The organism is Streptomyces sp. G45, from assembly GCF_049542095.1.
In the GTDB taxonomy this organism is placed as follows: Bacteria; Actinomycetota; Actinomycetes; order Streptomycetales; family Streptomycetaceae; genus Streptomyces.
This window is the reverse complement of sequence record NZ_JBMUZU010000001.1, coordinates 5,218,379-5,242,778: the sequence shown is the minus strand read 5'-3', so window position 1 is coordinate 5,242,778 and position 24,400 is coordinate 5,218,379. Positions and strand designations below refer to the sequence as shown.

Genomic DNA, 24,400 nt, shown 5'->3' with positions numbered 1-24,400 from the left:
CGGCGCACCCCCGCAGGGGGCGGTGCCCGCGCAGCCAGGCGGTCACGGGCGGGTGGGCGAGGGGCGCCCCCAGGCCGCGGGTGGCGGCAAGGCGTGGCGGTGGGATGGGATACCCCCATGCAGACCGCGAGACGCGTGCTGATCGTGGGGTACGACGACACCCAGATCCTCGACATCGCCAGCCCCAGCGGCGCCCTCGACGTCGCCACGCGCTACGGCGCCGACCCCCCGTACGCGATCGACCTGGCCACCGTCGGCCGCGCCCCCGTACGCAGCAGTTCCGGCATCACGCTGCGCGCCGGGCGGAGCCTGGAGGAGGTCACCGGGCCGCTGGACACGCTGATGGTGGCGGGCGGCGCGGGCTACGCGCGGGCCGCGGCGGACCCCCGCCTCGTCACCCACGTCCGGCGCCTGGCCCGCACCAGCCGCCGCGTCGCCTCCATCTGCACCGGCGCCTACGTGCTCGCCGCCGCGGGCCTCCTCGACCACCGCCGCGCCACCACCCACTGGGGCTACGGCGCCGAACTCGCCGCCCGCCACCCGGCGGTGGCCGTCGACACCGCCCCGCTGTACGTCCGCGACGGCAACGTGTACACCTCCGCGGGCGTCACCAGCGCCCTCGACCTGACGCTCGCCCTCATCGAGGACGACCACGGCCCGACGCTGGCCCGGGCCGTGGCCCGCGAACTCGTCTCGTACCTCCAACGCCCCGCCGACCAGGCGCAGATCAGCGTCCACCTGGCCGCACCGCCGTCCGGCGACCGCCTTGTCCGCGACCTGACCGGGCACATCGCCGCGCACCTCGCCGACGACCTCACCCCGGCGGCGCTCGCCGCCCGCGCGGGCGTGAGCACCCGGCACCTGACGCGCCTGTTCACCGCGCACCTCGGCACGACCCCGGCGCGCGCGGTGCGCGCGGCCCGTACGGAGGCGGCCGCGCAGCTCGTCCGCTCCTCCGGCCTGCCGCTCGCGGCGATCGCCCGCCGCTGCGGCTTCCGCTCCGCGCAGACGCTGCGCCAGGCGTTCCTCGACCACTATGGCGTCGGCGGGGACACGCTCCGCAAGATGCCGGACATGCCGCGCCCACGGGCCCCGTACGCCCCGCACACTCCGGTGGCATGACTGGCAGCACGCACTCCGCGACCCGCCGTACCGTCCTACGCGGCACCGCCGCCCTCACCGCCGCCACCGGCCTGACCGCCGTGGCCTCCCCCGCCCACGCCGCCCCCGCCAAGCCCGGCGGCGAGGGCCCCCGCGTCGGCGTCCTCCTGTACGACGGCTACAGCCTCCTCGACCCCACCGGCCCCGCCGAGGTCCTCTCCCGCGTCCCCGGCGCCACCGTCACGATGGTCGCCGAGCGGCGCGGCCCCGTCCGTACCGACACCGGGGACGTGGCCGTCGTCGCCGAGCGCTCCCTGGACGAGGTCGACCGCCTGGACGTCGTCCTCGTACCGGGCGCGGGCAACCGGGGCACCGTCGCCGCGATGGAGAACCAGACGCTGCTGCGCTGGATCCGCCACATGAACCGCCGCACCCGCTTCACCACCTCCGTGTGCACCGGCTCCCTCGTCCTGGCCGCCGCCGGACTGCTCGACGGGCGCCGCGCGACGACGTACTGGGCGTCGGCGGAGTATCTGGAGAAGACCTTCGACGTCCGTTACGTACCCGAACGCTTCGTGGAGTCGGGGAAGTTCATCACGGCGGCGGGCGTGTCGGCCGGGCTCGACATGGCACTGCGGCTGGCCGCGCGGCTCACCGACGACGACACCGCGCGCGCCATCCAGCTCGCCGTCGAGTACGACCCGCGCCCGCCGTACGACGCGGGCGACGCGCGGCGGGCCAGCCCCGAGCTGAAGGCCCGCGCCCTGAAGATCCTCGCGGACTCGCAGGTGTGAAGCCGGACCCCCGGGTCCGCCAGGGCGCTCAGGCCCTCGGGTAGCGGGCCAGCCAGCCCGGGGACGCCCCGGCCGGGCTGTGCAGGGCGGGACCCTGGGTCATCTCCATGGCGAAGTCGTCGGCGAGTTCGAGGACCGTCGCGCGGCCCTCAAGCTCGGTGAGCCAGCTCGGCGGCAGCGCGGTCTCGCCGTGCAGCGCGCCGAGCAGCGCCCCGCACAGCGCGCCCGCCGACGACGAGGCGCCGCCGTGGTTCACGGCGAGCCGCAGCCCGTGCCGGATGTCCTCGCCGACGAGGGAGCAGTACACGGCCGCCGACAGGACGCCCGCCGCGTCGCCGTCGCCGATCAGCTCCTCCACGCGCGCCGCCGTCGGCATGCCCTGCCGTACGGCGCCCAGCGCGTGCCGCAGCCCGTCCGTGACCGGCTGGTGGCCCGGCCGGGCGGCGAGCAGCGCCAGGGTGCGCTGGATCGCGCCGTCCAGGGCCTCGCCGCGCGCCAGGCCGTGCACGAGGACGGTGTGCGCCCCGGCGGCGAGGTACGCCACGGGGTGCCCGTGCGTCTGCACGGCGCACTCCACGGCGAGCTGGAGCACGAGCTGCGGCTCCCAGCCGACGAGCAGCCCGAACGGCGCGGACCGGGCGGCGGCCTCCGGTCCGCGCTCGCCGGGGTTCTTCGGTACGTCGAGGGTGCCCATGCGGTCGTCGGCGAGACCGGTCAGACAGGCGCGGGCGGGCGCGCGGCGCGTGTACAGCCACTCCTCGCGGGCCAGCCACCCGTCCTCGGTGCGCCGCTCGTCGGGCCCCCAGTCGCGCTGGGTCGCCGCCCAGCGGCGGTAGGCGCGGTGCAGGTCGGTCGGCGGGTGCCAGGCGCCGGTGTCGCGGCGCACCTGGGCGCGGATCAGGCCGTCGACGCTGAACAGCGCGAGCTGCGTGGCGGCCGTGACGGCGCCGCGCCTGCCGTGCGGGCCCGCGTCGGGCTCGACGAGGCCCTCGGCGCCGTACCGCTCCCGGATCTCCGCCAGGGAGAGCCCGTCGGCCCCGGCCCCGAGCGCGTCGCCGAGGGCGGCCCCGAGCAGGGTGCCGCGCACCCGGCTGCGGAAGTCCTGCTGCTCGGCGCGGCCCCACACGCCGGTGGCTGCTGCGGCGCTCACCGAACCCCCTTTCCCATGCCTCCGCGTCCGGTTCGGCAGCACTGTAATCGAACGGGAACGGTGGGTTCGGTGCGCAAGCGCTTTGTGCGGATGACGCCCCTTGCGGGCCGCTTGGGCGGCCCTTGGGTGCGGATTGCCCGGTTGTGGTTTCCCTAGTCGCCGTCGGGAGTTGGGCGGTGCTCCACGTACTCGACGACGGTGCCGTCGGGGTGCCGGGCGGTGAAGCCGGTGCCGGTGGGCACGCGGTGCGGCGGGTCGAGCAGTTCGGCGCCCTCGGCGGCGAGCCGCGCGAGGACGGGCTCCGCCTCGGCGATGACGAGCGTCCCGTCAGTGGACCGGAACGGCGCGAGGGTCTCCTCGCTCCCCTCCACGATCAGGAAGCTCCCCACGACGGCGAGCCTGAGCCCCTTCTCCGGATACGTGAACCACATGTCCCGCTCGACGCCGAGCAGCCGCTCGTAGAAGCCGGTGACGGCGTCCAGGGTGCCGGGGCCGGTGTAGACGCGGATGAGGGTACGGGGCTCGGTGAAACCGGAGGAGTCGTTCTGGCGGCGCCAGACGCTGGGCTGTTCGGCGGCGCTGGGCTGTTCGGCGGCGCTCGGCTGTGCGGTGGCTGCGGGCTGTGCGGTCTCGGTCATGGGCTCAGCCTCGCGCCGGGAATGGGCGTCAGCCAGGCGGGCGTTCATGGGGGTGAGCGGAGGTAACAGGATGACGGGGACGCCGGGGACGCCGGGGACGCCGGGGACGCCGGAGGCGCCGGAGGCGCTGCGTGGCGAGCTGGGCGGCTTCCTGCGCGCCCACCGCGAGCGGGTCACCCCGGCGGACGTGGGCCTGCCGGGCACGCCGCGGCGCCGGGCGCCGGGCCTGCGGCGCGAGGAGGTCGCCGCGCTGTCCGGAGTGTCCGTGGCCTGGTACACGTGGCTGGAGCAGGGGCGGGTGGACACCTCCCGGCAGGTCCTGGACGCGGTGGCGCGGGCGCTGCGCCTGGACGCGGCGGCCCACCGGCACGCGCTGGCCCTGGCCGGGTACGCCACCCGCGACCACCGCCCCGCGCCCGCCGCCGTCCCCGATCACCGCCCGATGCTGGAGGCCTGGCCCGCAAGCCCGGCGCTCCTCCTCTCCCCCGCCTTCGACGTCCTCGCCTGGAACTCCGCGTACACCACGGTGTGGCCCGACCCGGCCGCCGTACCCGAGGACCGCCGCAACCTCCTGCTCCTTCTCGCCACCGACCCCCGCCACCAGCGCCGCCTCCCCGGCTGGCGGCCCCTGGTGACGGACCTCTACCGCCACTTCCGCGCCCGCGCCGACCACCAGCCCCCGGCCTCCCGCGCCCACACCGTGACGGCCCTGCTGCGCGAGGAGTGCCCCGACCTGGAGGCGTGGTGGTCGTGCCGCTCGGTGGGCGACTTCACTCCCCGCGAGGTCGAACTCACCGCCGCCGACGGCACGTTGCTCCCGTACGAGATGACCCTGCTCCTCACCCCCGAACCACGGGGCGCCTCGATCCTCGTACAGACCCCCGCCCCCTCCGCACGACGGCCCTCGGCGGTTCCCCTTCCGGGACGTGGCCGCCGTCAGGCCCTGAGGGTCGCTGACCAGTCACCGCGCTTCAGCCGCGTGGTGCCGTCCGGATCGATCCGTACGGCCGCCCCGTAGACGGGCAGCCCGCCCTCGCGAGCGACTCAACCGCTGGTCAGGTGACGGGATTCGCCATCTCGGTATCCATCGCGGGGGTCGGACCTGCCACCTGACCAGATGCCCCGAAACACGGTCTGAGCTGCACAATCGAACCGCCCGGATAGGACAGGGGCACGCCCTTGGTCTGGCGGCACATCTTGTGAACGCCTTCGTAGCCGGGCCGTTGGCCCAGCTGACACTCGACCGGCAGGGCCGCCTTGGTCACCGATGACCTTCGGGGTGGCGTCGCATGAAGACGTTGCAGTCAGAGACCGTGGTCCAGTCGCCCCCGGCGCGTGCCCGACTCCGTACGTTCGCCAGTTCCCGGCATCCGTCGCACCCCTCTACGGGGGCGGGTTCCACGTCGTGCGAACGGTCGGGCAGATCCACAGGGGGTTCGGGATATGTCCTCGCTTCGGCCATGGTCCACATGATCCGAGCGGATCAAGGTCATAGCGACGGCACAGAGGGTGTCCGAACAGCGGCGGTGAGGCGTCACACGGGGGCGTCAATCCGGTGTCATTGGGCGGGCACGGTCGGTAGCGTTTGAGACATGACGACTGCCGCAACCGAGATCGTTCCGAACGACGTTCTCCGCTCTGTCCGGATCGCTCTCCGGATGAGTCAGGATGAGTTCGCCAAGGCTCTGCGCAAGGCCGGAGACGAGCTGGGCGAACCCAACGACGCCAGCAAGCGCCTCGTGCAGCGCTGGGAGGCCGGAGTCAGCCGGACCCCCCGGCCGCTGTACGCCAGGGCTCTGGAGAGGGCCACAGGGCGACCAGTGGAAGCACTCGGATTCACCCTCGCCGTTCCCATGGCGCGGGTCCACCCCGATGGTTCAGGAGGCCACGACATGGACGCGGAGGTACGGGAGGGGGAGGTCGACCAGAGCGGCGCAGGCCCGCAGACACGCGCTCAGGCCCCCACGGTGAACTGCTCCGGGGTGTGGCTCAGCCGGTACGAGTTCTACTCGTCCAGCCGGGACGAGACGTACGAGTGCAAGCACCACGTGGTGATCGTCCAGCACGGGAGCCGACTCACGGCGCAGTCACTTCCCGGAGCGTCGACCAACCCGGACAGCCCGCTGACTCTGGATCTCACGGTGGATCGCAACGTGGTCACCGGCTCGTGGGTGGAGCAGACCGCGCCGGACGGGTACTACAACGGGGCCCGGTACCACGGGGCGATGCAGATGCTCGTGGAGCCGACCGGCCGCCGCATGGCGGGGAAGTGGGTCGGGTTCGGCAAGGACTTCGACATCAATACCGGCCCGTGGGAACTGCGGCTGCTGGACAGGTCCACGGCCAAGGCCGTCCTGGAAAGCTACAGCCGCGTGCCGGGGTGACTCCGCAGCACCTCAGTTGCATCGACGGCTCGCTCATCGCCCTCCCCAGACCGGCGCCGCCCCTGGCCGACCAGTGTTCCACCCGGCGGGAGTGAATACTGGCTCCACGTACGGGAACGGGGCGAGGAGTGTGGGCAGTGAGCGGTGACGAGCGCGTAGGGCCGCCCCTTCGTGGGGGCGAGCGGGAGACGCTGCGGGCGTTTCTCGACTACCACCGGGCGACGCTCGCCATGAAGTGCGCGGGCCTCGGTGACGAGGAGTTGCGGCGGCGGTCGATGCCGCCGTCGACGCTGTCGCTGCTCGGCCTGGTGCGGCACATGGCGGAGGTGGAGCGGACCTGGTTCCGGCGCGTGTTCCAGGACCACGAGGTGCCCCTGGTCTGGTCCGACACGGTCGACTTCCAGGCGGCGTACGACGCGAGCGCGTCGACCCGGGCGGAGGCGTTCGCCGCGTGGGAGGCCGAGGTGGAGAACTCGCGGCGGGTCGAGCGGGAGGCCGCGTCGCTGGAGTTGGTGGGGTATCAGCCGCGGTGGGGTACGGAGGTGTCGCTGCGGATGGTGATGGTGCACGTGCTGCTGGAGTACGGGCGGCACAACGGGCACGCGGACTTCCTGCGCGAGGGGGTCGACGGCACCGTGGGGGCCTGAGCCTCGCGGGGGCGCCCCAGACCCGCCCCTTTCCCGAAACCAGGGGCTGCGCCCCTGGCACCCCGCTCTTATTGCCGCTTCGCGGCTCGTCCTCAAACGCCGGACGGGCTGGATCCTGCCGGTCGCGGCAGAGTTTCAGCCCGTCCGGCGTTTGAGGACGAGGCCGGAGGCCGATTTTCGGGGGTGCCAGGGGGCTGGCCCCATGGTTTCGGGGAAGGGGCGGGATTGGGGCGCCCCGCGAGGGCAGAGCCCCGTCGCGGCGCGGCACACTGGGCGCATGAGCGGTGAGATAGCGAAGTCCGAGATGCGGGTGTCGCACCAGGACCGGGACCAGGCAGTGGAGATCCTGCGCGTCGCGGCGGGCGACGGCCGTCTGACGGCCGCCGAGTTGGACGAACGCGTGGAGGCGGCGCTCGCGGCCAAGACCGTCGGCGACCTGAGAGCGCTGACGGCGGACCTCCCCCTGGAGGGCCTTCCGGCGCTGCCGCGCGACGTCGTCCGCATCGACCAGCGCTTCGGGGACAGCAAGCGGACGGGGCGGTGGCAGGTGCCGCGCCGGATGGAAGTGCGGCTGACGTTCACGGACTTGAAGCTGGACTTCACGGAGGCCGTGATCACGCACAGCGTCCTCGACATCGACCTGGACCTGCGGATCGGCGGGAACCTGACGCTGGTGGTTCCCCCAGGCGTCGTGGTCGACGCGGACGGAATCACGCACAGCAGGGGCGAGATCAAGCTCCCCGGCGCCGGACCCGGAGGCGCCCGTACGGCTGCGCGTGCTGCTGAGCGGCACGTCGAAGGGCGGCGACATCGTGGCCCGCCCGCCGCGCCGCCCGCCGTGGCGCCGCGCCAGGCGCGCGGCCCCCGACGACGCGCGCTGAACGGAAGGACCAGAACGGAAGGACCAGAAGAGAGGGGCGAACCCGGTGGGCTTCTGGATGACCCTGACGCGGCACGACGCGGCCGAGGTGGACAGGCTCCTGGACCACCCGGACGGCGAGCGGGCGGGCCTCGCGCGCCTGTGGCACGCCTGGGACGAGGGCCTGGGCCCACCCGAGTTGCGGGCCCAGGAACCGCCTCCGGACGAGCCGTTCCTCGACCACATCGAGGAGAACGACGACATCCGGCGCAACTGGGAGGGCCTGCACGTCCTGGTCACCGGTTGCGACCGCCACGACGCGCACGAGGACGACGACCCGCCCTGCGGCCCCGCACCGGCGCGCGACGTCGCGATGGGCGGGCTCTCCCTCGACGGGTCGGGCAGCGGCGGACGGCTCAACACCCCCTTCCTGCTCACGCCCGCGCAGGTGCGCGCGGTGCACGGCTTCCTGCGCGACCTCGACCCCGCGGCCCTCATCCGCGAACGCGCCGCCCTGGTGGCGGACGCCGGGGTGTACTCCTTCCACATGGGCGTCCTCCAGCCCGACGGCAGCACCCCGAGGATGAGCATGGTCGAGGACGGCTCCCTGCTGGCCAGCCTGCGCGGCGTACGCGACTTCTACGCCCGCGCCGCCGCGGCCGGGAACGCCGTCATCAAGGAGATCTCCTGACCACGGGGGCCGCCCGGCCCGGCACAGAAGATCTTCTGACCACGGGCGGCTGCCCCCGGCACGGGATGGCGTGCCGCGTGCAACCGTCCCGTCACCTCGTAGGTCTCCTGAAGCAGCCCGTAGTTCACCCACAGGGCTCCCGGAAGCCACCGGCACCACCCACGTCACAGGAGGACCCGTGCGACGCCCCCTCACGGCAGCGCTGGCGACCACGGCGGCCATCGCCCTCGCCGCGCCCCTCACGGCGAGCGGCACCGCACACGCCGCCGCGCCCGCCGCCCCGAGGCCCCCCAAGGCGCCCGTCACCGACTTCAACCACGACGGGTACGCCGACCTCGCCATCGCCGCCCCGTTCGCCACCGTCGACGGCAAGGCGTACGCGGGGTACGTCGCCGTCGTGTACGGGTCGAAGAACGGCCCGGACCGGGCGCACCCGAAGGTCATCGACCGGGGGACGCGGGGCGTGCCGGGCAAGGTCGAGGAGGACGGCACCTTCGCGACCGGGCTCAGCGCCGGTGACCTGGACGGGGACGGTTTCACCGACCTCGTCGTGGCCAGCCGGTACGGCGACCGGGCCGTGGCCCTGTGGGGGTCGAAGGACGGCCTGACGGGCGCGTCCGCCGAACTGCCCGCCACCTCCGCCGGGTTCACCACCGGCGACTTCGACGGCGACGGCCACCGCGACCTGGTGAGCGCCGACTACCCGGCCAACGACGAGGACGAGGCCGGGATGACCGTGTCGTACGGGCCGTTCACGCGCGACGGCAAGCCCGTGCGGCAGGACACCATCGCCACCAGCCAGACCTTCGGCCCGGTGGACTTCGTGTCCGGCGACCTGAACGGCGACGGCGTCGACGACCTCGTCACCAGCCACGGCTTCGAGGAAGTGGCCTACCGCAGCCGCTTCTGGCCGGGCACCCGGCACGGACTCAGCAAGACGACCGACAGAAGCGTGAAGTCCTCCCTCGGCGGCGCCGTCGCGGACGTCAACGGCGACGGCTACGGCGACTTCGTCACCCGCGACAACGGCACCAACAACGACGACAACGAGTCCGACAAGGGCACCGTGCGCGTCGACTACGGCAGCGCCGACGGACCCGCCGCGCACCGCACCGCGAAGATCACCCAGGACTCGGCGGGCGTCCCCGGCGTCGGGGAGAGCGGCGACCAGTTCGGGTACGACATCAGCGCGGGCGACGTCGACGGCGACGGCTACGCGGACGTCGCCGTGGGCGTGCCCGGGGAGGACATCGGCAGCGGCGCCTCCCGCGTCCGGGACGCCGGGGCCCTCGTCCTGCTCAAGGGGGCGCGCGGCGGGCTCAGCGGGGCGGGGGCGCGGGCCTTCGACCAGTCGACGGCGGGGGTGCCGGGGGCCTCCGAGGCCAAGGACTGGTTCGGGCACCGGGTCCTGCTGTCGGACGTGAACGGGGACCGGCGGGCCGATCTGACGGTGACGGCGCGCGGGGAGGACGGGGCGTACGAGAACTCGGGGGCGGCGTGGGTGTTCCGTGGCGCGGCGGGTGGCCTCACGGCCACCGGGGTCACGTCGTTCGGGCCCAAGGGGTTGGGCGCGCCGGAGCGGAACGCCCACTTCGGCCAGGACACGGCCCGCTAGCCCTCGCGGGGGGCGCCCCAGACCCGCCCCTTTCCCGAAACCATGGGGCCAGCCCCCTGGCACCCCCGTTCATCGGCCTGGCGGCCTCGTCCTCAAACGCCGGACGGGCTAGAACTCTGCCGCACCGGCAGACTCCAGCCCAGCCCGCGAAGATCAAGCCCGTCCGGCGTTTGAGGACGAGCCGCGGAGCGGCGATAAGGCGGGGTGCCAGGGGCAGCCGCCCCTGGTTCGGGAAGGGGCGGGTCTGGGGCGCCCCCCGCGAGGGCTACATGTCTACGACCGGCAGGAGTTCCGGCAGGTGGCCGTCCGACGCCGCCGCGGCGCGCTGCCGTTCCTCCGGGACCTCCCCGTACAGCGTCGTGCGCGGCTTCGCCGGGCGGCCCGCGGCCTCCGCGATCGCGACGAGGTCCTTCACCGAGCGGTAGGAGCCGTAACCGGAGCCCGCCATGCGGGAGATGGTCTCCTCCATCAGGGTGCCGCCCAGGTCATTCGCGCCGGAGCGCAGCATCTCCGCCGCGCCCTCCGCGCCGAGCTTGACCCAGCTGGTCTGGATGTGGGGGATGTGGGGGTGCAGCAGGAGGCGGGCCATGGCGGTGACGGCCCGGTTGTCGCGGGTGGTGGGGCCAGGCCGGGCGATGCCCGCGAGGTACACGGGCGCGTTGGTGTGGATGAAGGGCAGGGTCACGAACTCCGTGAAGCCGCCGGTCTCCCGCTGGATCGCGGCCAGCGTGCGGAAGTGGCCCAGCCAGTGGCGCGGCTGGTCCACGTGCCCGTACATCATCGTGGACGAGGAGCGCAGCCCCAGTTCGTGGGCCGTCTTCACGACCTCGATCCAGGTCGCGGCCGGGAGCTTGCCCTTGGTGAGGATCCAGCGGACCTCGTCGTCGAGGATCTCCGCGGCCGTGCCGGGGATGGAGTCCAGGCCCGCCTCCTTGGCGCGCTGGAGCCACTCCCGTATCGAAAGGCCGGTCCGGCTCGCGCCGTTGACGACCTCCATCGGTGAGAAGGCGTGCACGTGCAGTCCGGGCACGCGCTCCTTCACCGCCTCGGCGATGTCGAAGTACGCCGTGCCGGGCAGGTCCGGGTGGATGCCGCCCTGCATGCAGACCTCCACCGCGCCCACGTCCCAGGCCTGGGCGGCGCGGTCGGCGACCTGGGACAGGGACAGGGTGTAGGCGTCGGCGTCGGTGCGGCGCTGCGCGAAGGCGCAGAAGCGGCAGCCGGTGTAGCAGACGTTGGTGAAGTTGATGTTGCGGGTGACGATGTACGTGACGTCGTCGCCGACGGCGGACTTGCGGACGTCGTCGGCGACGGAGCACAGCGCGTCCAGGGCGGGGCCGTCCGCGTGCAGCAGCGCCAGGGCCTCGTCGTCCGTCAGGCGGGTCGGGTCGTCGGCGGCCGTGCGCAGCGCCGCGCGCACGTCGCCGTCGAGGCGTGAGGGCGCCATGCCGGGCGCCGCCTGCTCCCGCAGGGCCTCCCAGTCGCCGTACACCTCGTCGAAGTCGTCGCGCCGGTCGGCGGTGCGGCCTTCGGTGTCGATGGTGCGGTGCAGGTCGGTGCGGCCGGAGGAGGCCACGTACCCCTCGTCGGGCTCCTGCCAGGGCAGGCCCCGCACGGGGGCGTCGGGGTTGGCGAGGCCCGTGTCCGGGTCGGCGAGCGCGTCGACGTGCGGGCGCAGCCGCGGGTCCAGCCAGGGCTCGCCGCGGCGTACGAACTCCGGGTAGACGCAGAGGCGTTCGCGCAGCTCGAAGCCCTCGGCGGCCGACCGGGCGGCCAGCTCCTCGATCCGCGGCCAGGGCTGCTCGGGGTTCACGTGGTCGATGGTGACGGGCGAGACGCCGCCCCAGTCGTCGATGCCCGCGCGGATCAGGCGCCCGTACTCGCCGTCGACGAGGTTCGGCGGGGCCTGGAGGCAGCCGGAGGGGCCCATGATGTGCCGGGCGACGGCGACCGTGGCGACCAGGTCGTCGATCTCCGCGTCGGGCATGCCGCGCATCGCCGTGTCCGGCTTGGCGCGGAAGTTCTGGATGATCAGCTCCTGGACGCCGTGGTACGAGCGCGCCACGCGGCGCAGCGCGAACAGGGACTCGGCCCGCTCCTCGTACGTCTCGCCGATGCCGATGAGCAGCCCGCTGGTGAAGGGCACCGACGAGCGGCCCGCGTCCTCCAGGACCCGCAGCCGCACGGCGGGTTCCTTGTCGGGCGAGCCGTAGTGCGGGCCGCCGGGCTCGGACCACAGCCGCTCGGCCGTGGTCTCCAGCATCATGCCCATGGACGGCGCGACCGGCTTCAGGCGCTGGAAGTCGGTCCAGGACATCACGCCCGGGTTGAGGTGCGGCAGCAGGCCGGTCTCCTCCAGGATGCGGATCGAGATGGCCCGTACGTACGCGATCGTGTCGTCGTAGCCGTGCGCGTCCAGCCACTCGCGGGCCTCGGGCCAGCGGTCCTCCGGCTTGTCGCCGAGGGTGATGAGGGCTTCCTTGCAGCCGAGGGCGGCGCCCTTGCGGGCGATGTCCAGGACCTCGTCGGGCGACAGGAACATCCCGTGCCCGGCGCGGCGCAGCTTGCCCGGCACGGTGACGAAGGTGCAGTAGTGGCACTTGTCCCGGCACAGCCGGGTGAGCGGGACGAACACGCTCTTGGAGTACGTGATGACGCCCGCGCGGCCCGCCGCCGCAAGGCCCGCGTCGCGCACCCGGGCGGCCGACGCGCACAGGTCCTCCAGGTCGTCGCCGCGCGCCTGGAGCAGCACCGCGGCCTCCGCGGCGTCCAGCGCGACGCCGTCCCTGGCCCGCCTGAGGGCGCGCCGCATGGCGTTGGCGGTGGGTCGTCCGGCCTCGGGGGACTGCGCGCTGTTGGTCATGTCCCCGAGCATACGAGCGGCCTCCCGAGGCACCTATGGGCACTTCCGCCAGGTGAAAGCCGCCCTGAACACGACGCCGGGGTCGCCCCCGGACGCGACGCCGGGACCGCGCCCGAACGCGATACCGGGGCCGCCCGCACGGCCGCCGCGGCCCCGCCCCACCCGACCCCGGCCGGAAACCTGCCGATTCCCTTCCCTTACAAGGGAGTTCAAGGCTCAATACCAGGGTTGCAGCCAGCATCCACGTCACCACGCGTGTCACCGCGTCGCCGACCCCCGGGGAGCCACAGCATGTGCGAGGACGAACGCCACCTGAACAGACGGGCGCTGCTCGTGACGGGCGCGGCCACGGCCCTTACGTTGGGAACCGTGAGCTTCGCGGACGACGCGGAAGCCGCCGAGCGGCGGTCCGGCGAGGAGACGAAGACGGTCAGGGGCACGCTGCCCACCGGCGCCCCCGACTTCGTGTACCTGCCCGTGGAGATACCGCGCGGCGTGCGCGAGCTGCGCGTGGCGTACACGTACGAGAAGCCGACGGTGCCCGCGGGGACCGTCGGCAACGCCCTGGACATCGGGATCTTCGACGAGCGCGGCACCGCGCTCGGCGGCCGGGGCTTCCGCGGCTGGTCGGGCGGGGCGCGCACGGAGTTCTTCCTCCGCGCCGACGACGCGACGCCCGGCTACATCCCGGGCCCGGTGCGCCCCGGCACCTGGCACATCGCGCTCGGCCCCTACACGGTGTCCCCGCGGGGCCTGCCGTACGAGGTGACGATCACCCTCACCTACGGCGCGCCCGGCACCACGCCCAGGCCGACGTACCCGCCGGAGCGGGCCCGCGGCCGGGGCCGGGCCTGGTACCGGGGCGACTGCCATCTGCACTCCTGGTACTCGGACGGCCGCCGCACCCCCGCCGAGATCGGCGCGCTGGCCCGCGCGGCGGGCCTGGACTTCGTCAACACCTCCGAGCACAACACGCACTCCGCGCACGCCCACTGGTCCGACGTCGCCGGTGACGACCTGCTGGTGCTGCTCGGCGAGGAGGTCACCACCCGCAACGGTCACGTCCTGGCCGTCGGCACGGACCCCGGCACGTTCGTCGACTGGCGCTACCGGGCCCGCGACAACCGCTTCGGGCACTACGCGCGCGCCATCCGCCGCGCGGGCGGCCTGGTGGTGCCCGCCCATCCGCACGCCACCTGCGTCGGCTGCAACTGGAAGTTCGGCTTCGGCGAGGCGGACGCGGTGGAGGTGTGGAACGGCGCGTACTCGCCGGAGGACGAGATCGCCCTGTCCGAGTGGGACAACGCGCTGGTCGCGGCGGTGCGCGGCGGGCACCGCTGGACGCCCGCCATGGGCAACAGCGACGCCCACCGCGACCCGGACCCCGTCGGCCGCCCGCAGACCGTCGTCCTCGCCGACGACCTGACCCGCGAGGCGATCCTGGAGGGCATCCGCGCGGGCCGCTCGTACCTCGCCGAGTCCCGGGACGTCGAGCTGACGTTCACCGCGTCCGGCGGCAAGGGCCAGCACGCGGGCATCGGCGGGCGGCTGCGCGTCGACCGGGACGAGCCGGTGACGGTGCGCCTGGACGTGAAGGGCGCGGCGGGCTGCCAGATCCGCTTCGTCACCGACCAGGGCGTGCTGTTCACCAGCCCCGTCGTCCCGGAGTCGGGCACCGGCTCGGCCGAGTGGCGCACCACGGCCTCGTACGCCGCCTATGTACGCGCCGAGGTGCGCAAGCCGCAGACGGCGCCGCCGCTGCCGGGGGCGATGCGGGCGCTCACGAACCCGATCTTCCTGGGGCGTTGACGAGGTCGGCGGCGGGATCGGCGGGTTCGGTGGGTTCGGTGGGTTCGGTCCGTACCGTGCGGGCCGCGCCCGACCGGGGCAGGGCGAGCGTGACGAGCAGCCCGATGCCCATGCCCGCCGCCGTGAGCAGCACGACGAGGGCCTCGCCGTCGGCGGTGGCGGCGCGCAGGGCGGCGCCCGCCTTGCCGTCGGTGCCGAGGTCGGCGACGACCGTGAGGGCGGCGAGGCCGATGGCGTTGCCGATGTTCAGGGCGGTGGAGGCGATGCCGTTGGCGACGCCCTGCTCGTGGGCGGGCGTGCCGGTGGCGGCGGCGATCCACATGGCGGTCCACACGACGCCCTGCCCGACGCCGGAGACCACGAGCCCCGGCACGAGCAGCGCGTACCCGGCGCCGTCGTCGAAGCCGAGGGCGAGCACGGCGGTGCCGACGGCGCCGGTGGCGAACCCGGTGAGGAGCGTGGCGCGGGTGCCGAGGCGGGTGGCCAGGCGCTCGCCGAGCTGCGTACCGGCGGCGATGGCCAGCGACGGCACCAGGAAGGCGAGGCCGGTCCGCAGCGCGGAGTAGCCGTGCACGCTCTGCAGCAGCACGGTCAGGAAGTACGGCAGGACGCCGAAGGTGGCCATGTAGACGAACGTGACGGTCATGCCGACGGTCAGGTGGCGGTTGCGGAAGAGCCGGAAGGGCATGAGCGGGTCGGCGCTGCGGGCCTCGATGACGGCGAACGCCCCCAGCAGCACGGTCGCGGCGGCGATGGCCCCCACCACCAGCGGGTCCCCCCACCCCAGCTCGGGCCCTTCGACGAGCCCGAACACGAGCAGCGTGGAGGCGGCGGTGACGCTGAGCGCGCCCGGCAGGTCGAAGCGGCGGCGCTCGCCGCGCGCCGGGTCGCGCGGGATCACGTACAGCGCGGCCAGCGCGACGGCCCCGGCGAGCGGCACGTTCACATAGAACACGGCGGGCCAGCCGAACCGCTCGGTGAGCACGCCGCCGAGCAGCGCGCCGAGCGTGAGCCCGCTGGCCCCGGCCCCGCCCCACACGGCGAGGGCGCGGTTCCTTCTGGGCCCTTCCTCGAAGAGGGTGTTGATGACGGACAGGGTCGTCGGGAGCAGCAGGGCGCCGCCGATCCCCTGCACGGCGCGCGCGGCGATGATGACGCCCGCGCTGGTGGCGAGCCCGCCCGCGAGCGAGGAGGCGGCGTAGAGGGTGAGGGCGAGCGTGAACATCCGCCGCCGCCCGAGCAGGTCCGCCGCCCGCCCCCGAGCAGCAGGAACCCGCCCGCGAAGACGACGTAGGCGCTGACCACCAACTGCTGGGTCTGCCCGGGGAATCCGAGGTCGTCCCCGATCTCGGGGAGCGCGACGAAGACGATGTTCAGGTCGAGCGCGTAGACGGTCTGCGCGAGAGCGAGCAGGACGAGACTCCAGCCCAGACGGCGCTTGTCAGACACGGGAGTACCCCTTCGGTACGACAGTACGCATGGATACATACATTCAGACTGTACGCATCCTTACGTACGGTCGTGGGGCTGGCAAGGGACAGTCCGTATATCCACGTACAGAGGTACGGAGGGAGTACCGTGGCGGGCATGAGCTACCGCCACCCCGAGCGCGACCAGATCCGTGTCGACGGCGTCCTGACCGCCCTCGGCAATCCACTACGGCTCTCGGTGGTCCGCCTCCTGGACGCCGGGGGCGACCACAACTGCACGAGCGTGCTCAACGCCCTCGGCGTGACCGCGAAGTCGACGATGACGCACCACTGGCGGGTCCTCCGCGAAAACGGCGTCATCTGGCAGCGCCCGTCCGGCCGCGAGAACCTCCTCACCCTGCGACGCGACGACCTCGACGCCCGCTACCCCGGCCTCCTGGACGCGATCCTGGCGGGCGCGGCGAGGGACGAGGGCTGACACCCCTGCCCCCTTCGAGGCGGGCGGCCCACATCCAGCCCACCCGGCGCTTGAGGACGAGCGCGCAGCGCGAAATCAAGCCCGTCCAGCGTTTGAGGGCGAGCCGCGGAGCGGCGATGGGCGGGGGTGCCAGGGGGCGGAGCCCCATGGTTTCGGGAAAGGGGCGGGTCTGGGGCGCCCCCGCGACGGGTCAGCTCGGCCAGGTCAGGGTCTGGGGTTCGGTGTACGCGCGGAGGGCGTAGGACCCGCAGTCGCGACCGACGCCGCTGGACTTGAAGCCGCCGAAGGGGGCCTCCATGTTGCGGCCGACGGTATTGACGCCGACCCCGCCCGTGCGCAGGCGCCCCGCCACGCGGAACGCGCGGGCGACGTCCCCGGACCAGACGTAGTCGATCAGGCCGTACTCGGTGTCGTTGGCGAGGGCGACCGCCGTGTCGTCGATGTCGTCGGTGTCGTCGCCGCCGTCGAAGGGGACGACCGCCACGACCGGGCCGAAGATCTCCTCTCTGACGACGCGCATGGCGGGGGCGCAGTCGGTGAGGAGGGTGGGGGCCACGTAGAAGCCGCGGGAGGGGGCGGCGGGGCGGGTGCCGCCGGTGACGACGCGGGCGCCCTCCTCGCGGCCGAGGGCCACGTACGACTCGACGCGGTCGCGGTGGGCGGCGGAGATCACCGGGCCGACGACCGTGGCCGGGTCGCGCGGGTCGCCCACCGGCAGGCGGGAGGCGTAGGCGGCGAGCCGCTCCACCAGGGGCGCGTGGACGGCGCGTTCGACGAGGACGCGCGTCGGCGCCGTGCAGATCTGGCCGCTGTAGAAGGAGAACGTCGTGCCGATCCCGGCCGCCGCCGCGTCCAGGTCGGCGTCCGCGAAGACCAGCGCCGCGCCCTTGCCGCCCAGCTCCATCAGCTGCCGCTTCATGCCGCGCCCGCACACCTCGCCGATGCGCCGCCCGACCGCCGTGGAGCCGGTGAAGCTGACCATGTCGACGTCCGGCGACTCCACGGCGGCCTCGCCGACCTCGGCGGAGCTGCCGCTGACCACGTTCACCACGCCCGGCGGCACGCCCGCCTCCGCCAGGGCCGCCGCCAGCCGGTAGACGGACAGGGGGTCCTGGGGGGCGGGCTTCACCAGGACCGTGTTGCCCGCGGCGAGGGCGGGGGCGACCTTGCCCGCCGGGTTGGCCCAGGGGTTGTTGTACGAGGTGATACAGGTGACGACGCCCACGGGGCGGCGGACCTCCACCGCGCCGATCACCGCCGCGCGCCCCAGCGGCCCCGCCTCGTTGACCTGCGGCGGAACCCCCGTCTCGACGGGTTCGAGCGCGCCCCTGGCGTACCGCCGGAACCGGGACACCGCCACCGCGACCTGCATGCCGCGCGCCGTCGCGGTGGTCGCGCCGGTCTCCGCCCGGGCCAGCTCGGCGTGCGCGGTGAAGTCCCGCTGGAGCAGGTCGGCGGTGCGGGACAGGACCGCCGCCCGCTCCTCGGGCGGCGTACGCGACCACGTGGCGAAGGCCGCGCGGGCGGCCCGCGCGGCCTCGGCCACCTGCGCGCGGCTCGCCTCGGGGGCGAGGCCCACGACGTCCTCCGTCGCCGGGTCGATCACCTCGTAGTGGCCGTGGTCCGGCTCGACCCACTCCCCGCCGATGAACAGCCGCTGCGCGTCGCTCACTTGGTGCTCACCGTCCGCGTGTCCCGGCCCGACCGCAGCACCCTGCCCGGCACCGCCCCGGTGACCACGTCGTCGCGGATCGCCTCGACGCCGTTGACCCATACGGCCCGTACGCCGAGCGCCTTGGAGTCCAGGCGGGGGCTGTCCCCGGGCAGGTCGTGCACCAGGGTGGCCGTGCCCGCGCCGATCGTCTCCGGGTCGAACAGGACCAGGTCCGCGTGGTAGCCCTCGGCGATCCGGCCGCGCTCGCGCAGCCCGAACAGGCGCGCCGGGTCGTCGGTGAGCATCCGCACCGCCTGCTCCAGGCCCACCAGTCGGCGCCCGCGCAGGCAGTCCCCGAGGAAGCGGGTGGTGTACGGGGCTCCGCACATGCGGTCCAGGTGCGCCCCGGCGTCGGAGCCGCCGAGCAGTACGTCCTCGTGCTGCCAGGTCTCGGCGCGCAGCGCCCAGGACGCCGGGTCGTTGTCGGTCGGCATGGGCCACAGGACCGTACGCAGCCGGTCGCGGGCGCAGATCTCCACGAGGCAGCGGAACGGGTCGAGGCCGCGCTCGGCGGCGATGTCGCCGACGACCCGCCCGGTGAGCCCCTCGTTCTCCGGTGAGTACGTATCACCGATGACATACCGGTCGAAGCGGGCGAGCCGCCGGAAGATGCCCGCCTCCGGGCTCGCGGCGCGCCGCAGCATCTCCGCCCGCACGTCCGCGTCCAGCAGCCGCGCGATCCGCTCGTCGACGGGCAGGCCGAGGACGTCCCCCACCCCGGGATGAGGTTGAGCGCGCAGAACGTGCCCAGGCTCATGTTCATCGGCGTGAGGATCGGCATCGTCAGGGCGACGATCCGGCCGCCCGCCTTCCGGGCCCGCTCGCTGGGGAGCAGCTGGCGCGGTACGCGGTCGGGGACGGCCGCGTCGATGGTGAGCACGTTCCAGTTCAGCGGGCGCCCGGCCGCCGCGCTCAGCTCCACGAGCAGGTCGACCTCGGCGTCCTCGAACCGGTCGAGGCACCCGGCGACGATCGCCTCCAGCTGGGTGCCCTCGTGCTGGCCGACCGCCCGGGCCAGGGCGATCAGCTCCTCGGGGCGGGCGTGCCGGGAGGCGACGGGCGCGCCGTCGCCGTCGGAGTGCGTGGCCGACTGCGTGGTGGACAGGCCCCAGGCCCCGGCGTCCATGGCCTCCCGCAGCAGCGCCACCATCTCGTCCAGCTGCCCGGCCGTCGGCTGCCCGCCGACCGCGTCCGCGCCCATCACGTACCGCCTGAGCGCGCAGTGGCCCACCATGAACCCGGCGTTCACCGCGATCCGGCCCTCCAGGGCGTCCAGGTACTCCCCGAAGGAGTGCCACGACCAGGGGGCGCCCTCCTCCAGGGCCACCAGGGACATGCCCTCGACCTTGGACATCATCCGGCGCGTGTAGTCGGCGTCCTCGGGGCGGTCCGGGTGCAGCGGCGCCAGCGTGAACCCGCAGTTGCCGCCCGCGACGGTGGTGACGCCGTGGTTGAGGGAGGGGGTGGCGTAGGGGTCCCAGAAGAGCTGGGCGTCGTAGTGGGTGTGGGGGTCCACGAAGCCGGGGGCGAGGACCAGGCCGTCGGCCCGCTCCCGGGTACGGGACTCCTCCGTGACCGTGGGGGCCACCGCGGCGACGCGGCCGTCGCGGATCCCCACGTCGGCGGTGCGGGCGGGCGCGCCGGTGCCGTCCACGACGGTCGCGCCCTGGATGAGGTGGTCAAGCATGGGTCACGTCCTCCAGCGGTGTGGATGTCGTCCTTCGCGAGGCGCCCTTTCCTGGCGTGGGCGCCCAGCACCGCCCTTTTCGCCGCTTCGCGGCTCGTCCTCAAACGCCGGACGGGCTGTTTCCGCCACCGCTCCCGCGGAACCGCGTCGTCCGGTGGGCCGGATCCGTATCGATCTTGGGGATGACGTGCTCGCCGATCAGCCGGATCGTCGTCATCGTGTCCTCGTACGAGACCCCGATCGGCAGCCCGAAGGACAGCTGGTCGGCCCCCGCCCGCTCCCACCGCTCGCACTGCCGCAGGACCTCGTCCGGGTCGCCGCAGATCATCAGCTCCTCGGCGATGAGGAGTTCGACGATGTCCTCGGTGTAGTCGGGCAGGACCTCCGGCCACTGGGGGATGCCCTCGGGCCGGGGGAAGGTGTCGTGGTAGCGGAAGAGGAGGGACTGGAGGTAGTTGAGGCCGCCGCCGACGGCGACGCGCACGGCCTGCTCGTGGGTCTCCGCGCAGATCGCCGTGGACGTCACCATCACGTTGTCGTTGACGAAGTCCCCGACCGGCTCCGCGTCCCGGATCGCGGTCTTGTACTGCTCCAGGACCCACTCCATGTCGGAGACCTTCTGCACGCTGAAGCCGAGCACCCCGAGGCCCTTCCTCGCGGCCATGGCGTACGACGACGGGGACCCGGCCGCGTACCACATCGCCGGGTGCGAGGCCCCGTACGGCTTGGGGAGGACCTTGCGCGGCGGCAGCGACCAGTGCTTGCCCTGGAAACCGGCGTACTCGTCCTGGAGCCACATCTTGGGGAACTCGGCGATGGTCTCCTCCCAGATCTCCTTGGTGTGGTCCATGTCGGTGATGCCGGGCAGGAAGCCGAGGATCTCGTGCGACCCGGCCCCGCGCCCGCTGCCGAACTCGAAGCGGCCCTCGGAGAGGTGGTCGAGCATGGCCACCTTCTCGGCGACCTTCACCGGGTGGTTGACCGGGGCGAGGGGGTTGAAGATCCCGGAGCCCAGGTGGATCCGGTCCGTCGCGTGGGCCAGGTAGCCGAGGAAGACGTCGTTGGCGGAGAGGTGCGAGTACTCCTCCAGGAAGTGGTGCTCGGAGGCCCAGGCGTACTTGAAGCCCGCCTTGTCCGCCGCGATGACGTACTCGGTCTCCTCCATCAGCGCCCGGTGCTCGGCGAGCGGGTCGGTGCGCGCTCGCCTGCCGACGTATCCCTGCACAAAGAGCCCGAATTCCAAGGCGGTTCACCGTCCTCGCGACGTCCTCACGTTTCTGACGGAGCGTCAGATTTGAATGTCTCCGACTGTTCCACCGGGGGTGGGCAGCGTCAATAGGCGGTGGCGGGCGGAGCTGATGGCGCGTCAGGCAGGGGGCGCCCGTCAGATCGGGGCGACCCCGGCCAGCCAGCCGCCGTCGATCACGAACGGCTGGCCCGTGATGTACGCCGAGTCCTCCTCGGCGGTCAGGAACAGCGCGAGCCGCGCCACCTCCTCCGGCGTGCCCGCGCGGCCCAGCGGCACGAGCTTGCGGTAGAGGGCGTCCAGGCCGCGGGCGGCGGCCTCGGCGTCCGCCGCGGGGTCGAGGCGCGCCGGGTTGCTCATGGCGGTGTCGACGGCGCCGGGGCAGATGGCGTTGACGCGGATGCCCCGGGGGGCGAGTTCCAGGGCGGCCACGCGGGTCAGGCCGACGACGGCGTGCTTGGTCGCGCTGTAGGCGCCGACGTACGCCATGCCGGTCAGGCCCGTGTACGAGGACGTGTTGACGATGGTGCCGCCGCCCGCGTCCCCGATGTGCGGGGCGACCGCCTTGATGCCGAGGAACGCGCCGGTCTGGTTGACCCGGACGACCTCCTCGAACTCCTCCAGGGGGGTCTTGACGAGTTCGTTGAAGCGCAGGATCCCGGCGTTGTTCACCAGGCCGTCGACCTTGCCGAAGGCGTCGCGCGCGGCGGCCACGGCCGCGCGCCAGTCGTCCTCGCTGCCGACGTCCAGATGGACGTACCGGGCCCGCTCCCCCAGGTCGTCGGCGAGCGCCTCGCCCTGGTCGTCGAGGACGTCGCCGACGACGACCCGCGCCCCCTCGGCGGCGAAGAGCCGCGCCTCCGCCTCGCCTTGGCCGCGCGCGCCGCCGGTGACGATGACGACGCGCCCGTCGAGCTTGCCCATGCGGGCCTCCTTGAGTGGGGTCAGTCGAGCAGCGGCGCCACCTCGGAGCCGAACGCCGCGATCTGGTCGGTGAGTTCGCCGCGACCGCGGCTGCGGAAGCGGAGCTGGACCTGCCGGACGCCCATCGCGGTGTACGCGCGCAGGGACTCGGCGAGCGCGTCCGGCGGGCCGCTGAGGGTGCGCCGCCCGACGGGCCAGGTGGGCTCGCCCACGTACAGCGGCTCGGCGATGGCGCCGATGGTGATCGGGTCGGTGACCCCGGCCTCGGCGCGCAGCCGCCGCAGCCGGTCGATCTTCGCGGGCAGCTCGGCGCGCGCGTCGCCCTGCGGCAGCCAGCCGTCTCCGCGCGTGGCGGCGCGGCGCACGGCGGCGGGCGAGGAGCCGCCCACCCACAGCGGCACCCGCGCCTGCGCGGGCCGGGGCCGCTGGCCGAGACCGGCGAAGTCGTACGCCGCCCCGTGGTGCTCGGGGAACTCCTCGGGGCCGAGCGCGGCGCGCAGCGCGTCCACGGCCTCGTCGAGCAGCGGCCCGCGCCGCGCGAAGTCGACGCCGAGCGCCGCGAACTCCTCCGGCACGTGGCCCGCGCCGACGCCGAGGATCAGACGCCCGCCGCTGAGGTGGTCCAGGGTCGCGTACTGCTTGGCGGTGAGCAGCGGGTGGCGCAGGCCGACGACCGCGACATGGCTCAGCAGCCGTACGCGCTCGGTGCGGGCCGCGAGGTAGGCGAGGGTGGCGACCGGGTCGTACCAGGTGGTGCCCATGGTGTCGGCGAGCCTGCGCGGGACCGCCACGTGATCACAGCAGGCCACGTACGCGAACCCGGCCCGGTCCGCCGCGCCCGCCACCGCCACCAGGTCGTCCGGGCCCGCCTGCGCCTCCCACGGCTCGGCGAACAGCACGCTGCGGGCCTGCACGGGGAGCTGGATGCCGTACGCGAGCCTCCCGGGCGCGGCGCCCGCGCCCCCGGCGCCCGTGCTCCCGTCGCTCACGCCCCCGGCCACAGCCCGTCCTCGGTGAGGCCGAGCAGGTCGATGGCGTTGCCGCGCACGACGCGCTCCACAGTCACCGGGTCCAGGTGGCCCATCTGGGCCTCGCCGACCTCCCTGGACTTGGGCCAGGTGGAGTCGGAGTGCGGGTAGTCGGTCTCGTACAGGACGTTGCCGACGCCGATCGCGTCGAGGTTGCGCAGCCCGAAGGCGTCGTCGAAGAAGCAGCCGTACACGTGCTCGGCGAACAGCTCCGACGGCGGCCGGTGCACCTTGTCGGCGACGCCGCCCCAGGCCCGGTTCTCCTCCCAGACGACGTCCGCGCGCTCCAGGATGTACGGGATCCAGCCGATCTGCCCCTCGGCGTACATCACGCGCAGGTGCGGGAAGCGCTCGAACGTGCCGCTCATCAGCCAGTCGACCATGGAGTAGCAGCAGTTGGCGAAGGTGATGGTGGAGCCCACGGCGGGCGGCGCGTCGGCCGAGGTGGACGGCATCTTGCTGCTGGAGCCGATGTGCATGGCGATGACCGTGCCGGTCTCGTCGCAGGCGGCGAGGAAGGGGTCCCAGGCGTCGGTGTGGATCGACGGGAGGCCCAGCCGCGGCGGTATCTCGGAGAACGCGACGGCGCGCACGCCGCGCGCCGCGTTGCGCCGCACCTCGGCCGCCGCGAGGGTGGGGTCCCACAGGGGGATCAGGGTGAGCGGTATCAGCCGACCTCGCGCGGCGGGGCCGCACCACTCCTCCACCATCCAGTCGTTGTACGCCCGTACGCAGGAAAGGGCCAGGTCGCGGTCGGTGGCCTCGGTGAAGGTCTGGCCGCAGAAGCGCGGGAAGGTCGGGAAGCACAGGGCGGACTGGACGTGGTTGACGTCCATGTCGGCGAGCCGCTCCGGGACGCTGTGGGAGCCGGGCCGCATCTGCTCGTAGGTGATGACCTCCAGCCGGATCTCGTCCCGGTCGTAGCCCACGGCCGTGTCGAGCCGGGTCAGGGGGCGGCGCAGGTCCTCGTACACCCACCAGTCGCCTATGGGCCCTTCGTCGCCTTCCTCCCCCATGACGGGGGCGAACTTACCGCCCAGAAAGGTCATTTCCCTCAGCGGGGCACGCACGACATGAGGCCCCCGGTCCCGGTACTTCGCGGGCAGGCGGTCCCGCCAGACGTGCGCGGGCTCCACCGTGTGGTCGTCCACCGAGATGATCCTCGGGAACGGCTGCGCGGAGCCGCCTGCGCCCTGAGTGCTCTCCATGGTCTCCATGCCGTCCACGGTAGCGCCGATCTGACGATCCGTCAGTTGTCCGGATCGCGTCACTAGTGGGGCAAGCCTGTGAGAGCCGTCTCGCACGGCTGACGCATCAGGTCCGGACAAGGCAAACTGTGCCG

The 24,400-nt window shown here is 73.7% G+C and carries 19 protein-coding genes and 2 pseudogenes; 10 read left to right on the top strand and 11 right to left on the bottom strand.

Annotated features, from left to right (window positions below):
- Positions 1 to 135: 135 nt before the first annotated feature.
- Positions 136 to 1,122, top strand: coding sequence for a GlxA family transcriptional regulator (locus ACOBQU_RS22110; RefSeq protein ID WP_423634634.1), 987 nt, complete (start codon positions 136 to 138; stop codon positions 1,120 to 1,122).
- Positions 1,119 to 1,895: a DJ-1/PfpI family protein gene (locus ACOBQU_RS22105; RefSeq protein ID WP_423629046.1), complete on the top strand. Its 777-nt coding sequence runs from the start codon at positions 1,119 to 1,121 to the stop codon at positions 1,893 to 1,895. Before ACOBQU_RS22110 ends, ACOBQU_RS22105 begins: the two co-directional genes overlap by 4 nt.
- Before the next feature lie 28 nt (positions 1,896 to 1,923).
- Here ACOBQU_RS22105 and ACOBQU_RS22100 read toward each other — a convergent pair whose 3' ends face one another.
- Complete coding sequence (locus ACOBQU_RS22100; protein WP_423629045.1) at positions 1,924 to 3,045, bottom strand: ADP-ribosylglycohydrolase family protein; 1,122 nt, start codon at positions 3,043 to 3,045, stop codon at positions 1,924 to 1,926.
- A 152-nt stretch (positions 3,046 to 3,197) separates the two neighbouring features.
- On the bottom strand, positions 3,198 to 3,683 hold the full coding sequence (locus ACOBQU_RS22095) for a VOC family protein (protein ID WP_423629044.1): 486 nt from the start codon (positions 3,681 to 3,683) through the stop codon (positions 3,198 to 3,200).
- 70 nt (positions 3,684 to 3,753) lie between these two features.
- Here ACOBQU_RS22095 and ACOBQU_RS22090 point away from each other — a divergent pair, with 70 nt between their 5' ends.
- Positions 3,754 to 4,701 carry a helix-turn-helix domain-containing protein gene (locus tag ACOBQU_RS22090; RefSeq protein WP_423629043.1) on the top strand — a complete coding sequence of 316 codons (948 nt, stop codon included), beginning with the start codon at positions 3,754 to 3,756 and terminating at the stop codon, positions 4,699 to 4,701.
- Between the two features lie 243 nt (positions 4,702 to 4,944).
- Here the strand turns inward: ACOBQU_RS22090 and ACOBQU_RS22085 are convergent, their stop codons facing one another.
- A complete protein-coding gene (locus ACOBQU_RS22085) occupies positions 4,945 to 5,145 on the bottom strand; it encodes a hypothetical protein (RefSeq protein WP_423629042.1) in 201 nt (66 codons plus the stop codon).
- Between the two features lie 130 nt (positions 5,146 to 5,275).
- On the opposite strand from ACOBQU_RS22085, the gene ACOBQU_RS22080 reads away from it, so the two are divergent.
- From ACOBQU_RS22080 to ACOBQU_RS22060, 5 genes and pseudogenes are all read left to right on the top strand, one after another.
- Positions 5,276 to 6,067 carry a helix-turn-helix domain-containing protein gene (locus ACOBQU_RS22080; protein ID WP_423629041.1) on the top strand — a complete coding sequence of 264 codons (792 nt, stop codon included), beginning with the start codon at positions 5,276 to 5,278 and terminating at the stop codon, positions 6,065 to 6,067.
- A 137-nt stretch (positions 6,068 to 6,204) separates the two neighbouring features.
- Complete coding sequence (locus ACOBQU_RS22075; RefSeq protein WP_423629040.1) at positions 6,205 to 6,714, top strand: DinB family protein; 510 nt, start codon at positions 6,205 to 6,207, stop codon at positions 6,712 to 6,714.
- Positions 6,715 to 6,916: 202 nt separating this feature from the next.
- Positions 6,917 to 7,117 (top strand): annotated as a pseudogene (locus ACOBQU_RS22070) (DUF1707 SHOCT-like domain-containing protein); the annotation flags it as partial.
- A gap of 535 nt (positions 7,118 to 7,652) precedes the next feature.
- Positions 7,653 to 8,264, top strand: coding sequence for a DUF1877 family protein (locus tag ACOBQU_RS22065; protein ID WP_423629039.1), 612 nt, complete (start codon positions 7,653 to 7,655; stop codon positions 8,262 to 8,264).
- 178 nt (positions 8,265 to 8,442) lie between these two features.
- Positions 8,443 to 9,879 (top strand): FG-GAP-like repeat-containing protein, encoded by a 1,437-nt coding sequence (locus ACOBQU_RS22060; RefSeq protein ID WP_423629038.1) that lies wholly within the window; start codon positions 8,443 to 8,445, stop codon positions 9,877 to 9,879.
- Between the two features lie 265 nt (positions 9,880 to 10,144).
- On the opposite strand, the gene ACOBQU_RS22055 is transcribed toward ACOBQU_RS22060, so the two are convergent.
- On the bottom strand, positions 10,145 to 12,742 hold the full coding sequence (locus tag ACOBQU_RS22055; protein ID WP_423629037.1) for a bifunctional FO biosynthesis protein CofGH: 2,598 nt from the start codon (positions 12,740 to 12,742) through the stop codon (positions 10,145 to 10,147).
- Between the two features lie 291 nt (positions 12,743 to 13,033).
- On the opposite strand from ACOBQU_RS22055, the gene ACOBQU_RS22050 reads away from it, so the two are divergent.
- Positions 13,034 to 14,551, top strand: coding sequence for a CehA/McbA family metallohydrolase (locus ACOBQU_RS22050; protein ID WP_423629036.1), 1,518 nt, complete (start codon positions 13,034 to 13,036; stop codon positions 14,549 to 14,551).
- Here the strand turns inward: ACOBQU_RS22050 and ACOBQU_RS22045 are convergent.
- Positions 14,523 to 15,776, bottom strand: coding sequence for an MFS transporter (locus ACOBQU_RS22045; protein ID WP_423629035.1), 1,254 nt, complete (start codon positions 15,774 to 15,776; stop codon positions 14,523 to 14,525). The genes ACOBQU_RS22050 and ACOBQU_RS22045 overlap by 29 nt on opposite strands.
- A 362-nt stretch (positions 15,777 to 16,138) precedes the next feature.
- On the opposite strand from ACOBQU_RS22045, the gene ACOBQU_RS22040 reads away from it, so the two are divergent.
- Positions 16,139 to 16,459: an ArsR/SmtB family transcription factor gene (locus ACOBQU_RS22040; RefSeq protein WP_423629034.1), complete on the top strand. Its 321-nt coding sequence runs from the start codon at positions 16,139 to 16,141 to the stop codon at positions 16,457 to 16,459.
- Between the two features lie 190 nt (positions 16,460 to 16,649).
- Here ACOBQU_RS22040 and ACOBQU_RS22035 read toward each other — a convergent pair whose 3' ends face one another.
- The 6 genes and pseudogenes from ACOBQU_RS22035 to ACOBQU_RS22010 form a co-directional block, all read right to left on the bottom strand.
- A complete protein-coding gene (locus ACOBQU_RS22035) occupies positions 16,650 to 18,131 on the bottom strand; it encodes an aldehyde dehydrogenase family protein (RefSeq protein ID WP_423629033.1) in 1,482 nt (493 codons plus the stop codon).
- A pseudogene (locus ACOBQU_RS22030) lies at positions 18,128 to 19,860 on the bottom strand (N-acyl-D-amino-acid deacylase family protein). The gene ACOBQU_RS22035 and the pseudogene ACOBQU_RS22030 overlap by 4 nt, the downstream one beginning before the upstream one ends.
- Positions 19,861 to 19,960: 100 nt before the next feature.
- Positions 19,961 to 21,103, bottom strand: coding sequence for an LLM class flavin-dependent oxidoreductase (locus ACOBQU_RS22025; protein WP_423629032.1), 1,143 nt, complete (start codon positions 21,101 to 21,103; stop codon positions 19,961 to 19,963).
- 141 nt (positions 21,104 to 21,244) lie between these two features.
- On the bottom strand, positions 21,245 to 22,030 hold the full coding sequence (locus tag ACOBQU_RS22020) for an SDR family NAD(P)-dependent oxidoreductase (RefSeq protein WP_423629031.1): 786 nt from the start codon (positions 22,028 to 22,030) through the stop codon (positions 21,245 to 21,247).
- 20 nt (positions 22,031 to 22,050) lie between these two features.
- Positions 22,051 to 23,019, bottom strand: a complete 969-nt coding sequence (locus tag ACOBQU_RS22015) for an LLM class F420-dependent oxidoreductase (RefSeq protein ID WP_423629030.1) — start codon at positions 23,017 to 23,019, stop codon at positions 22,051 to 22,053.
- The gene (locus ACOBQU_RS22010; protein ID WP_423629029.1) at positions 23,016 to 24,275 is read right to left on the bottom strand and encodes an amidohydrolase family protein; all 1,260 of its coding nucleotides are present in this window, start codon (positions 24,273 to 24,275) and stop codon (positions 23,016 to 23,018) included. The genes ACOBQU_RS22015 and ACOBQU_RS22010 overlap by 4 nt, the downstream gene beginning before the upstream one ends.
- Positions 24,276 to 24,400 lie beyond the last annotated feature (125 nt).